We start from the raw sequence: 12,946 nt of genomic DNA on the forward strand, positions 1-12,946 counted from the left end.
CGGGCTTAGCCGATCAAGGCGTCAATATACAGCTCTTCGGCGCTAACTTGGTTTTTGCCATACCACTCGTCGCTGTAGATCACCTGCTTGACCACATTGGCGGGATCATTGGGGTTCCACTGCGCCAATGCGGCGGGCAACAAACTGGCTGCGGCGGGGTTGATCGGGCCGTTGCCAATCGCTTCAAACCAGTTGGCCTGTAGCTGCGGATCTTGCGCGCTGGCGATGAAACGCATGGCAGTTTCCGCCCCAGCGGGATTGCCTTTTGGCACCACCCAGATACCCGGCTGCAAGACAGCACCATCGAAGGTCATCGCAAAGCTGCCCGGCTCCATCTGATCTTTCAGCAAGAACGAGCGGCTGGAATAGATATTCCCCATTGCCACTTCGCCTTGCAAAAACAGGTTCTGGCTGTCCGATCCCGACCCCCAGACAATGATATTGTCGCGCAGCTCGCGGAATTTCGCAATTGCAGCCTTGATCCCCTCGTCATCAAGGAAGGCATAGACATCTTCCTTTGCAACGCCCATCGCCTGCGCGGCCATCTCTAACTGTCCCCGCACCGATTTACGGAAGGTGCGCATCCCGGGGAAGTCCTGCACATTCCACACATCTTCCCATGTCTTGGGTGCACCATCGGGCAGCATCGTGGGGTTCCACGCCATCGCATAAGAGAAAACGTAATTGCCCACGCCAAAGGGTAGGGCGGTGCCGTCCAGAACCTTGGTTTTATCCACGATGGAATAATCGATATCTTGAATAACGCCTGCACCATTCATCACGATGGCCGATCCTGCACCGCTGTCGCAGACATCCCAGACCACCGCGCCGCTTTCCACCATGGCGCGGATTTTTCCTGGGGAGGGACCTGCCCCATCGACGCGAACCGGGATGCCGGTTTCTTCCTCAAACGCTTTGCCAAGGATGTTCTTCAAAATCTCTTCTGCGGCACCGCCCCAGTTGCACACGACGATTTCGCTGGCTTGCGCATAGGCGCTACGGTTGCCCAGCATCGGGACAAGGCCAAGCGCGCCCATCGCGGTCAAGAAGCCACGTCGCGATAATCGTCCCGCCTTATATTTTTCTGCGGCAATGTCCATAAGATCGGCTTGGTAGCCGGTGTCATGCGTGTCCATAATTTGTCTCCTGCTGTTGGAAAGGGGCGGCTCTGACTGGCCGCTTTTTGGGGGTGGTTCGATCAAGAGGCGTCCAGCGCGACGCAGGCGCCAGCATCCCAACCAAAGCTGACCGGCATCTGCGGGGCGGGTTGCAATGCGGCATCCCATGTTGGATGTGACACAAGGATTTCGCCCAATGCGTCATGGCGCACCAACACCTGGCACCGTTCCCCTAAATAGCTGATCTGGGCGATATGGCCGTCAAAGGTTTCTTGGCCGGGCGGTCCCAACCGGATGCGTTCGGGGCGCAGCGCGAAGTTGACCTGACCGGTGGGGGAATTGGCATGATCATAGGTCGCGCAGAATTGGCGCCCCTCGACCTCGGCCAAAAGATGCTCCCCTTGTGTGCCGATCACATGCGCATTCACGACATTTGATTTGCCGAGGAAATTTGCGACGAATTGGTTTTTGGGCAAATTATACAGGTCATCGGGTGCGCCCTCTTGCTGGATCTTGCCGTCTTTCAAGATGACAATCCGGTCGGACATCGACAGGGCCTCTTCTTGGTCATGGGTGACATAGACGAAGGTCACGCCCAGCTTTTTATGAAGTGATTTCAACTCCCACTGCAGATCTGAACGCAGTTTTTTATCCAGCGCCGACAGCGGCTCATCCAGCAACAGAACATCAGGTTTAAATGAGAGCGCGCGCGCCAGCGCGATACGCTGCTGTTGCCCGCCGGACAGCTGATGCGGCATCCGATCCGCAAATTTTTCCATTTGCACCAAGGCCAGACATTCATGCACACGTTGTGCGATCCGGTCTTTGGACCATTTGCGCACCCGCAGCGGGTAGCCAACGTTCTGCGCCACGCTCATGGTTGGAAATAGCGCATAGCCTTGAAACACCATCGCAAAATCGCGCTTTTCGGGCGGCAAGCCCGAGATGTCATGCCCACGCGCATGCACTGACCCGTCATCCAGTGCGGTAAAGCCTGCGATCGCCGACAGTAGCGTGGTTTTGCCCGATCCCGACGGGCCAAGCAGGGTCAGGAACTCTCCTTCGTGAATATCCAGCGCAACAGCGTCAAGCGCACGGAATTTGCCATAAGTTTTGACAGCATGGCGAATGGAAATAATCGGATGGGTCATGGCTGTGCCTCTTGGGTCGGGGCTGCTCAATCGCCCCAACAATTGTCGACATGACAGCAGAGACCGCGCACATTATGAAATAAAATAAATACCCGCACGAATAACCCTAGGTTATGCCATAAAGCGCGCGCTGTTCTGGATCATTCAACGCTTTGCGCACGAAATCCTGAAATTGCAGCGCGATATTCGAAGTAGGGAACAGGTTGGACGTGACCGTGTGCAGAGCGACTTCGATATGTGGATCCGTTGGGCGTAAGGTGATTTCAGGTCTGGGCTTGCCCATCATCGCAAAACTGTCGATCAGCGCGGCGCCCGCACCCGCGGATACCAGTTCAAGCGCTGTGGAGGTGTGCCGCACCTCGCAGTAATAGCGCCGCTCAATCCCATTTTTGGAATAGACGCTGTCGATCATCTGCCCAAGTGGCGTGCCTGTTGCATAAGAAATGTGCCGAACGTGATTCAGGTCAAGGATCTTGACACGTTCCGAACTGCACAGCTCATGCCCATTTGGGATAGCACATAGCATTTCACCTGTTGAAATTGGTCGCACACTTAATGCTGCATGGCGCGGGGGGGTGATCGAAAAGCCCAGCTCAGCACGGCCGCTGACCAAATGGTTGATCACCTCGTCCACAGATCCCAGCTCTACTGACAATGTTATGCGCGGCCGTGTTCTGGTAAATTCTGACACCAGACGGGGCAACAAGGCATTCCCGATAGAGGGGCTTGCAATAACGTTCAGCCGTCCCACTGTGCCGCCACGAAGCTGGGTGATGATCCGTCCCACGCGCTTTTGCTGTGCGAACAGATGCTGTGCTTCCTGTGCGATATGGCGCGCCTCTGGCGTGGGAGTCAGCCGTCCTTTCTCACGTTTGAACAAGGGAAATCCAACAAGATCTTCAATATGGCGGATCATGTTTGACACCGCCGGCTGGCTGACGCCCAGGGCCTCGGCTGCGCCTGCGGTTGTGCCCAGCTCAATGACAGAACACAGGACTTCTAACTGGCGGACACGAACCATAGTCAATAACTTTCAATTATTCGTTGGGGTTTCTATTTTATTTCCAGATGATGTTTTCCTTGTCTACCCTGCATTCAAGAATTGCGAAGGAGCAGGCAATGAGCCGCAAACAAGTTTTTGCCGTGGCGCAGATGGGCCCGGTGCATCTGAACGATACCAAAGAGGCGACTGTTGCGCGATTGATGGAGATGCTGCAAGAGGCGCACGGCCGCGGCGCGCGCTGGGTTGTCTTTCCAGAGCTTGCGCTGACCACATTCTTTCCGCGCTATGTCTATGATGATCCTGCAGAATATGACCGCTTCTATGAAGAGGGCCTGCCATCGCCTGCGATGATTCCGCTGTTCGATTTGGCGCGGACGTTCGGGATTGGCTTTTATCTGGGCTACGCGGAAAAACTGGTCGAGAATGGCATTGTTCACCGGTTCAACACCTCGGTTCTGGTGTCGCCAACAGGTGAGATTTTGGGGAAATACCGTAAAATCCACCTTCCGGGCACCAAAGATCCGATTGGCGATCCAGAATTTGAGCATCTGGAAAAACGGTATTTTGAAGTCGGTGATATGGGTTTCCCGGTATTTAAAACGGATGCTGGTCCGATGGGCATGTGCATCTGTAACGACCGTCGCTGGCCTGAGACATTTCGCACGATGGCGTTGCGCGGCGCGCAGATATTTATGCTGGGCTATAACACGCCCACCCGCAATATTCACCACAATGAACCTGTGCATCTGCGCGAACATCATCATCGCCTTAGCCTAGAATCCGCGGCCTATCAAAATGGGGCATGGGTTATGGCGGCGGCAAAATGTGGGTCTGAAGATGGGTTCGCGATGATCGGCGGATCTTCTATCGTCTCACCGACAGGTGAAACCGTAACGCGGGCCGTTACCGAAGAAGATGAAGTCATTTCATATAATTGCGATTTGGACTTGGGTGCGTATATCCGTCGTTCAGTTTTCAACTTTGCCAAACACCGGCGGCCTGAATTCTATGGCCCTATCACCGGGCAAGTCGGGGTGGAAATGGATCCCTGAACACGGTGCCTGTCGCAAGCCGCAGCAGGTGAAGGACAGGCGGCGAGGTAGGGGTGTAACCCCTGGCCCCGCCGCGCCATCTGGTCTCAGCCGGTCATCCCGATAAAGCTGCGCAATTCCGGCGTTTGCGGGTTGTTGAACACTTGCTCTGGCGGGCCGGATTCGTGAATGCGACCCTGATGCATGAAGACAACGCGCGAACAGACATCGCGTGCGAATGCCATTTCATGTGTCACCATTACCAATGTCATTCCTTCGGCGGCCAGGTCGCGCACAACTTGCAACACTTCGGCCACTAATTCGGGATCCAGTGCCGAGGTGACCTCATCACATAACAGCGCCATCGGCTCCATAGCCAGGGCGCGGGCAATCGCCACGCGTTGTTGCTGCCCACCCGATAGCTGATCTGGGTAGCTGTCGAATTTATCCGACAGGCCGACCCGGTCCAACATCTTACGCGCCATCGCGACCGCATCCGCCTTGGGCCGTTTTTTAACCACCTGTTGTGCCAGCATAACATTCTGTCCAGCGGTTTTATGTGGAAACAGATTGAATTGTTGAAAAATCATACCAACCTTCAGCCGCAAGGCCCGCAGATGCAGCTCATCATTAATTAGCTGTTCACCCGCTACAGAAATTGCGCCGTCATTGATTTGCTCCAACCCATTGATACAACGCAAAAGAGTTGATTTTCCCGATCCTGACTTGCCGATCAGGGCGATCACTTCACCTTGTTTTACATGCAGGTCAATGCCTTTCAAAACCTCCGTTTTGCCGTAGCTTTTCTTCAGGGCGTCAATGGCGATGAGTGACATTCATTTTCCTTTCCAAGGCCTTGGCGCTGAGCGACAGTGGATAGCACAAGATGAAATAGATCAGGGCGACAAGCCCATAGACCGTGAAGGGCTGGAACGTGGCGTTGGCCAAAACAGTGCCGGCTTTTGTGACCTCAACAAAGCCGATAATAGAGGTCAGCGCGGTTCCTTTAACCACCTGCACCGAGAAACCAACGGTGGGTGGGATTGAGATTTTAAAGGCTTGGGGCAAGATCACATGGCGCATTTGTTCCACATAGGTCATGCCCAGTGATGCCGATGCCTCCCATTGGCCCTTTGCGATTGCGCTTACGCACCCGCGCCAAATCTCAACCAAAAAGGCTGCCGTCCAAAGGATCAGCGCGGTTCCTGCCGCAAGGCTTGGTGGCACATCGATCCCCAACAGCCCCAGCCCGAAAAACGCCAAAAACAGCTGCATTAATAAGGGTGTGCCCTGAAAAACTTCGGTGTAGATTTTCACGACAACGCGCAACCAGCTGACCTTTCCGATCCGCGCGAACAGCAGCACAATGCCCAGCAGGCCACCCCCAACAAAAGAGATCAGCGATAGAACGACGGTCCAACCGGCCGCCATGATCAGGTTCCAAAGAATATCCGCAAATCCGATCTGGCTCATCGCGTGGCCCTCCGTTTGGTTGCGAAGATCATGTCGCCCAATGCCAGCAGCGCAAAGCGCAGTGCTATGGCCAGTGCCAGATAAATCAAGGTGGAAACGAAGTAGGCCTCAAAGGCGCGGAAGCTGCGCGATTGGGTGAAATTGGCCGCATAGGTTAGATCTTCGACTGCGATCTGACTGACAACGGAAGAGCCAAGCATCACGATCACAACCTGACTGCACAGCGCGGGCCATATTTTTTGCAACGCGGGGACCAAAACGACATGACGGAAGGTCTGCAAAGGTGACAACGCCAATGACGCGCCGGCCTCTACTTGGCCTTTGGGCGTGGCCTCCAGACCGGCACGGATGATTTCGGCGCTATAGGCGCCCAGATTGATCACCATTGCCAGCATCGCAGCCTGCACTTCGGTCATGCGAAACCCCAGCGCGGGAAGCCCGTAAAAGATAAAAAACAGCTGAATCAAAAACGGCGTGTTACGAATAAGCTCAACATAGATTGCCGTAATAAATCCCAGCCATTTTGGCCCCTCAGATCTGGCCCAGGCGCATAAAATCCCAAGGGCGATCCCGACGATACCGCCCACCACGATCAACTGGATGGTCATCCAGATGCCTGCGATGAAAACCGGCCAATAGGTCGCGATCCAGTCAAAGTTGAACTGGTAACTCATGCGTGTCCTTTCCAAAGGGCGAGGATGGCGTGGAAGGGGGGGCGGCCGTCACTGGGCCACCCCCATAGGATTACAGATCGGCAGGCAGGGGCATGCCCAGCCATTTTTGGCTGATCGCGTCCAGGTCGCCATCGGCTTTTGCGGTCTCGATGATGCTGTTTAGCTTGGCCATCAGCTCGGGCTGGTTCTCGTTAAACCCGATATAGCAGGGTGAATTCTTGATCAGGAATTTCATCTCGGGCAGTTTCGGCGGATTGCGTTCGATCAACGCGGCAGCCACGACATTGCCGGTGGCGATGGCTTCGACCTGACCAGACAGGAAGGCGGAAATTGTGCCGTTATTGTCTTCATAGCGCTTTAATGTGGCATCTTGCGGCGCAACTTCGGTCAGTTCCAGATCCTCGATGGAGCCGCGGGTGACGCCGATGATCTTGCCCGACAGGTCGGACGCTTCAGTGATTTCCACATCAGCCGGCGCGAAAACACCATTATAGAAGGGTGCATAGGGCTCTGAGAAATCGATGACGGCGTCGCGCTCGGCATTTTTGCCCATCGATGAAATCACCAGATCAACCTTTTTTGTTTGCAAGTATGGGATACGGTTGGCCGAGGTGACAGGAACCAATTCCAGATCAACGCCCAGCTTATCCGCAATCAATGCCGCCATGTCGATGTCATACCCTTGCGGCGCCATATCCGCCCCGACCGAGCCAAACGGCGGGAAATCTTGCGGCACTGCGACACGGATTTTGCCCGCGGCTGAGATATCCTCAAGCGCGTTTGCCTGAATGGCGGGAGCCGTCGCCGCAAGGGTAAAAGCGGCGGCCAGCGCCGAAAGGAAGCTACGTTTTGAAAACATGTCAGATGTCCCTGTCGTGAAGGATGGTGTCGTTGGAAAGGGTGCCTTCGCGGTCCGCTCCGGTCGGCACCTGATCAAGCCGGAGGGTATGGCGCAGCGTGTCCAGCGACGATGGACCGATGTCGATCCGCAGGCCGGATTCCACATCGTCCAAATGATCGCGTGACAACGCGGCAGCGGTGGTCATGTCGCCTGCAGCAATCGCATCGAAAATCGCACAGTGATCTTCATGGGAGGCCAACGCATTGCGGTTGGACTGATAGCGCAAGCTGATCAAAATGGTGCGCGCCGTCAGATTACGCATCACCTCAATCAACGGGCGATTACCCGATTGTTCGACAATGCGGACATGAAAATCGCCCATCAGGCAGGTCAGCATGGCGCGATCTTCTTGCGCGATAGCGCGGCGTTCTTCGGCCATGTGGGCGGCTAATGCGTTGACTTCCGTAGAGCCAAACGGCGCAGCGGTCGCCAAAAATCCATATTCGACCGAACGGCGGGCGGCAAAGACTTCGGCAGCTTCGGCTGCGTCGGGGATATTTACAAACCAGCCGCGACGGGGCTGTACAGAGACAACATGACGGCTTTGCAGACGTGTCAGCGCTTCTCGTACTTTGGTGCGCGATACGGCGAATGCTTTGGCAAGCTCATTTTCCGACAAGCGGCTGCCCGGCGTCAGGCGGCCTTCGGTGATTGCCGCCAGCAATGTCTTCTCGATAGGATCTTGCATCGTCAGCTTTCTGGGCGACATAACTTGTATGCAAGGCATGTCGCCCAGCGTGGGGCATCACAAGCTTGCATGCTGCGATCAGTGCCTGCAGCGCGCTAAATTCGTTCGTCGCGCAAAATTTAGTCTTATTTTATCAAAGATGATGCATTCCTGCGCTGCGATAAGATCTTGGCGGCAACATACGCTAAGGTATCGCCTGTTTCAGGCCGGCCATGGGCAAAGGCCACAGGTCAATCAACGCGGCAGGCGCGTCATCAGCTCGGGCACCGGGGTCAAGTGACGCTCCAACAGGGCCACAGCCGCATCGGCATCACGATTTTCAAGAGCGGTCAGAAGGGCGCGATGTTCTTGATCAATGGTAACGCGGCGTGCAACATCCAGGGCAATAGCCGTGCGCGCGACCCGCGTTACACTATCATGCAGCCCCTCAAACACCCGCGTCATTGAATGATTTCCGGCACATTCCACCAAAGCATGGTGAAATTCACGGTTCAGGTCGACATGTTCGCCACGCTCGGCTTCATTGGTTTCGTCTAACCGTTCCATCCGGTCAATCATATCGTGCATTTTCCGCGGCACCTGCAGGCCCTCGGTGCAAACCCGGCGTGCGGCATGGCCTTCGATGACACGGCGCAATTCATATAGTTCCAGCAATTCTGTGGCTGTCACATGTCGGACCATCGTGCCACGGCGCGGCATTTGATCGACAAAGCCTTCGGCAGCCAAACGTGTCAAAGCCTCACGCACGGGGGTGCGCGATACCGCTGCCAGGGCGCACATTTGTTCTTCTTCGATAAAGCTGCCCGCGGGAAATTCACCAGTTAAGATCCCCCCGCGAATGCGGTCATAAGCCCGAAGCCGGGCAGATTTCTTTTCTGGTTGCGTTTTGCTGGCCATTATTATGTCCCTCTCCAAGCGTCTTTCACCAAACGCACCTCCACGCCGCTGGGCGCCGTTTATGTTGCTGCAGTCCGCATGTGTGCAAGTTGTTTTGCTTAGAAATGATCTTTTCATCAGAAACTTCGCTTAAAATTCGTGCCTTCCACAAAAAAACGAGCGTTCGGGCAGTTTCTTCTTTGGGATCAGCCCTTCATGTATTTTTCATGTATACACAAAGGGGCACTCGCGCCGCAAGAAATTGAAAGGCAAATATAATGGGCAAGTGGCGTGTCGGCGTGGACAGTGGCGGAACCTTCACGGATGTCTGCATGTTTGATGAGACGGCACGTCAGGTGAAGGTTTGGAAAGTGTCTTCGACACCCGATGACCCGTCGCGTGGCATTGCGCAGGGTGTGGAAGAGGGGCTGAAGGCATATACGGCTGTATCAGCTGACGCTCCCTTGACCGATGTCGCGTATCTTGGTCATGGCACGACAGTTGCGACCAATGCGCTGATTGAACATCGTGGCGCAAAGCTGGGTTTGATCACGACGCAGGGCTTTCGCGACCTGTTGGAAATCGGACGCCAAAAACGGCCTAGCTTGTATGACATGTTCGCGCAAAAGCCCCGGACGCTTGTACCACGACACCTACGTTTTGAAGTCGCCGAACGGCTGCTGCACGATGGCACGGTAGACATCGCGCTGGATGAGGCGGCGGTGCGTGCGGCGGCCAAATCCATGGCCAAACTGCAGGTAGAGGCGGTGGCGATTTGCTTTCTTTATGCCTTCGTTAACCCAGCGCATGAGGCCCGCGCCGCCGAAATCGTCGCACACGAGCTGCCCGATGTATTCATCTGCACCAGCCATGAAATTGCACCCGAATTCCGCGAGTTTGAGCGCCTGTCTACGGCCACGGTAAACAGCTATCTTGGGCCGATCATGCACCGCTATATAAAACGGCTGTCGCAGCGGTTCAATGATCTGGGCTTGGTTTCGGCACCGCATCTGACGCAGTCCAATGGTGGGGTGGTCAGTTTCGACGCCGCTGCGCGCACGCCCGTACGTTCGGTCCTGTCAGGGCCGTCCACCGGGGTTGTCGCCGCCGAGGTGATCGGCCTGCAAGCGGGCTATCGGGATATTATCACTTTCGATATGGGCGGGACATCATCTGATGTGGCTTTGATGCGCGGGGGGCATACGACCCAGGCTAACGAGGCGGTTGTCCACGGCTACCCGATCAAAGCGCCGATGCTGGATATTCACACGGTTGGGGCCGGTGGTGGCTCTATCGCGCATATCGATACCGGGGGTTTTTTGAAGGTTGGTCCACGCTCTGCCGGTGCGGATCCGGGGCCAGTGTGCTATGGGCGGGGCAATCACGAACCCACGGTCACAGATGCCAATATCGTCCTTCAGGTGCTGAACCCGACCCATATTCTTGGGGGACGTTTGCAGATCCACCGCGACCTTGCGGTCCGCGCAATGCAGGTCATGGCTGATCGTTTGGGGCTGGGCGTGATGGAAACCGCGCAGGGGATTATCTCGGTGGTGACCGCGAATATGGCACGGGCAATACGTGTGATTTCGGTGCAGCGTGGGCATGATCCACGAAATTATGCGCTGATGGCATTTGGCGGGGCAGGGCCGCTGCATGCCGTACGGCTAGCGCAAGAACTGGATATCGGCAAAGTGTTTATCCCGCGCAACCCTGGCACGCTATGCGCGATGGGGCTGCTGTTAACAGATTTGCGGGCGAATTTTTCGGTCACGCGGTTGACGCCGATCACCGCCGATCACGTCGATGATCTTAGCCACAGCTTGCAAGCGGTCGCGACACAGGCCAATGCGTGGTTTGATGGTGAAGGGATCGCACAGGACGCACAGCGTGTGATTTTGTCGATCGACATTCGCTATGAAGGCCAAAACTATGAGCTCAGCATACCGGTCCATACGGTGGCGCTGACAGCGGCGGTTGTCGCGGACACAATCACCCGGTTCGAGGCAGAGCATAGCCGGATGTATGGTTTTATTGCCGAAGGCGAGAAGATCAATGCCGTAACCTTCCGGGCCGAGGCCATCGGTCTTGTTGATAAAGCCGACCTGCCGGAAAGGCCAATGGCCGGACCAGACCCGCAGCCAGCAAAAATCGGCCAGCGCGATGTATGGTTCCCAGAGACCGAAAATTTTACTCCAAGCCTGATCTACAGCCGCGACATGATGACACCCGGCATGATCCTTCCCGGCCCAGCGGTGATTGAGCAGATGGATACCACCACGCTTGTGCCGCCCGGTTGGACAGCCACCGTCGACCGTTTTGAAAACCTGATCATGGAGATCGCATGACACAGCATGATCGCAGCCCCCTTGCCCCGCGCCCTGTTTCGCTAGATCCCATCACGATTGAGGTCATCGGCTCTGCTTTGGCTTCTATTGTGGATGAAACCGGCGAGGCTTTGGTTCGGGCGTCCTATTCCACCAATATCAAAGAGCGCAGAGATTGCTCCACCGCGCTGTTTGACCGCGAGGGTCGGACATTGTGTCAGGCGGAACATATTCCAATTCATCTGGGATCGTTTATTGAATTTGTGCCAAAGATTTTGGCCGAACATGTGTTGGAAGATATCCGTGCAGGTGATGTCTTTATCGGCAATGATGCCTATGCAGGTGGGGGCACCCATCTGCCTGATATCGTCTTGGCAGAGCCGATCTTTATCGATGCGTCATTGGTCGCTTGGACCGTCAACCTGGCCCATCATTCGGATTTTGCAGACCGCGCGCATGCCCATATCTATCAAGAGGGGCTGCGCATCCCGCCGATCCGACTGTATCGCGAAAGCGTTGTGAACAAGGATGTGCTGGATCTGATTTTGCTCAACTGTCAGGTCCCACGCGAGCGGCTGTCTGACTTGCGGGCGCAAATGGCGGCCAATCGGGTGGGCGTGCGCCGCTTTACCGATCTATGTGCGCGTCACGGCACGCAAACGGTTCTGGCTGCGGGCGATGCCTTGTTGGATTACGCAGAGCGCAAAATGCGCGCCGGGCTGGCCGCACTGCCTGATGGCACCTATCGATTTGAAGATATTTTTGACAATCTGGACTGGCCCGAGGCGCTGCCTCTAGCCGTGGATATCACCATCTCGGGTGATGAGATCACCTTGCAATTCGATGCGCCACCGCAGGTTCGGGCCGGGATCAACATGACCTATACCGCGCTTTTGGCCACGACCTATTATATCGTGAAATCGGTTGTTGATCCGACCATCTTGCCCAATGCGGGGTTGGCGCGTCCGATTACGGTCAAGGCGCCCAAAGGTTCCGTGGTGAATTGTGCGCATCCAGCGGCGGTGAATGGGCGGGTGCAAACCTGCCAGCGGGTGTCGGATCTGATTTTGGGCGCGATGGCACAAGCGGTGCCAGAACGGGTCTCGGCCTGCACAAACTCGGCCTGCACCGTGGCGGTTTTCGCGGGCACTCGTGAAGCCGGGCCGCAAAAAGATACGCTGTGGGTCTATTTGGAAACGATCGGAGGGGGGGGCGGTGCGCGACCCAATGCCGATGGTTTGGACGGGATCCATGTTCATGCCACGAATACATCGAACCTGCCGATTGAGGCCCTGGAGGTGGAATACCCACTGATCTTGATGAAATATGAGCTGGTCGATGGCTCTGCCGGGGCGGGGACTTACCGTGGCGGCATGGGGTTGCGGCGGGTCTATCGTGCCACAGAAGATTGCCGCATTCGGATTGATATCACTCGGTTGCAGCAGGGCAGCTGGGGTCTGATGGGCGGTGGTCGTGGCGGCACAAGCCGGATTGTGCCTGGACCCGGGGTCGCTCCGTTTGACATGGGCGACGGCGTTCTAAAGGCCGGCCAATGGTTTGAGATCATCTCGCCGGGCGGCGGCGGATATGGCGATCCTGCCAACCGTGCGCCCCAAACGATTGCTGATGATGCGCGCGACCAGATCACCTGCGCTGCGATGTAATCCCAATACAACGCCGCGGTCACAAGTGCGGCGAATGGAA

12 protein-coding genes are annotated in these 12,946 nt (G+C 56.0%); 3 read left to right on the top strand and 9 right to left on the bottom strand.

Annotated elements, in window-relative coordinates:
• Positions 1-5 precede the first annotated feature (5 nt).
• From BFP70_RS19385 to BFP70_RS19395, 3 genes are all read right to left on the bottom strand, one after another.
• Positions 6-1,136 carry an ABC transporter substrate-binding protein gene (locus BFP70_RS19385; protein WP_066013650.1) on the bottom strand — a complete coding sequence of 377 codons (1,131 nt, stop codon included), beginning with the start codon at positions 1,134-1,136 and terminating at the stop codon, positions 6-8.
• A gap of 62 nt (positions 1,137-1,198) precedes the next feature.
• Entirely contained in the window at positions 1,199-2,269 is a 1,071-nt protein-coding gene (locus BFP70_RS19390) for an ABC transporter ATP-binding protein (protein WP_066013651.1), read from the bottom strand.
• Between the two features lie 106 nt (positions 2,270-2,375).
• Positions 2,376-3,290, bottom strand: coding sequence for a LysR family transcriptional regulator (locus BFP70_RS19395; RefSeq protein WP_066013653.1), 915 nt, complete (start codon positions 3,288-3,290; stop codon positions 2,376-2,378).
• A gap of 98 nt (positions 3,291-3,388) precedes the next feature.
• On the opposite strand from BFP70_RS19395, the gene BFP70_RS19400 reads away from it, so the two are divergent.
• On the top strand, positions 3,389-4,324 hold the full coding sequence (locus BFP70_RS19400; RefSeq protein WP_218059698.1) for an N-carbamoyl-D-amino-acid hydrolase: 936 nt from the start codon (positions 3,389-3,391) through the stop codon (positions 4,322-4,324).
• A gap of 86 nt (positions 4,325-4,410) precedes the next feature.
• Here the strand turns inward: BFP70_RS19400 and BFP70_RS19405 are convergent, their stop codons facing one another.
• The 6 genes from BFP70_RS19405 to BFP70_RS19430 all read right to left on the bottom strand — a co-directional run bounded on the left by BFP70_RS19405 (position 4,411) and on the right by BFP70_RS19430 (position 8,936).
• Positions 4,411-5,139, bottom strand: a complete 729-nt coding sequence (locus BFP70_RS19405) for an amino acid ABC transporter ATP-binding protein (RefSeq protein WP_066013658.1) — start codon at positions 5,137-5,139, stop codon at positions 4,411-4,413.
• The gene (locus tag BFP70_RS19410) at positions 5,120-5,776 is read right to left on the bottom strand and encodes an amino acid ABC transporter permease (protein ID WP_066013661.1); all 657 of its coding nucleotides are present in this window, start codon (positions 5,774-5,776) and stop codon (positions 5,120-5,122) included. The genes BFP70_RS19405 and BFP70_RS19410 overlap by 20 nt, the downstream gene beginning before the upstream one ends.
• Positions 5,773-6,450: an amino acid ABC transporter permease gene (locus BFP70_RS19415; protein WP_066013662.1), complete on the bottom strand. Its 678-nt coding sequence runs from the start codon at positions 6,448-6,450 to the stop codon at positions 5,773-5,775. Before BFP70_RS19415 ends, BFP70_RS19410 begins: the two co-directional genes overlap by 4 nt.
• Before the next feature lie 70 nt (positions 6,451-6,520).
• Positions 6,521-7,309 carry a transporter substrate-binding domain-containing protein gene (locus BFP70_RS19420; protein WP_066013663.1) on the bottom strand — a complete coding sequence of 263 codons (789 nt, stop codon included), beginning with the start codon at positions 7,307-7,309 and terminating at the stop codon, positions 6,521-6,523.
• Between the two features lies 1 nt (position 7,310).
• Positions 7,311-8,039, bottom strand: coding sequence for a GntR family transcriptional regulator (locus BFP70_RS19425; RefSeq protein ID WP_218059699.1), 729 nt, complete (start codon positions 8,037-8,039; stop codon positions 7,311-7,313).
• Between the two features lie 234 nt (positions 8,040-8,273).
• Positions 8,274-8,936 carry a GntR family transcriptional regulator gene (locus BFP70_RS19430; protein WP_066013667.1) on the bottom strand — a complete coding sequence of 221 codons (663 nt, stop codon included), beginning with the start codon at positions 8,934-8,936 and terminating at the stop codon, positions 8,274-8,276.
• A 257-nt stretch (positions 8,937-9,193) separates the two neighbouring features.
• Between BFP70_RS19430 and BFP70_RS19435 the strand changes: the two genes are divergently transcribed.
• Positions 9,194-11,263, top strand: a complete 2,070-nt coding sequence (locus BFP70_RS19435; RefSeq protein ID WP_066013669.1) for a hydantoinase/oxoprolinase family protein — start codon at positions 9,194-9,196, stop codon at positions 11,261-11,263.
• Positions 11,260-12,906 carry a hydantoinase B/oxoprolinase family protein gene (locus BFP70_RS19440; RefSeq protein ID WP_066013671.1) on the top strand — a complete coding sequence of 549 codons (1,647 nt, stop codon included), beginning with the start codon at positions 11,260-11,262 and terminating at the stop codon, positions 12,904-12,906. The genes BFP70_RS19435 and BFP70_RS19440 overlap by 4 nt, the downstream gene beginning before the upstream one ends.
• Positions 12,907-12,946: the final 40 nt, after the last annotated feature.

This window comes from Thioclava sp. SK-1 (genome assembly GCF_001705665.1).
Classification (GTDB): Bacteria; Pseudomonadota; Alphaproteobacteria; order Rhodobacterales; family Rhodobacteraceae; genus Thioclava.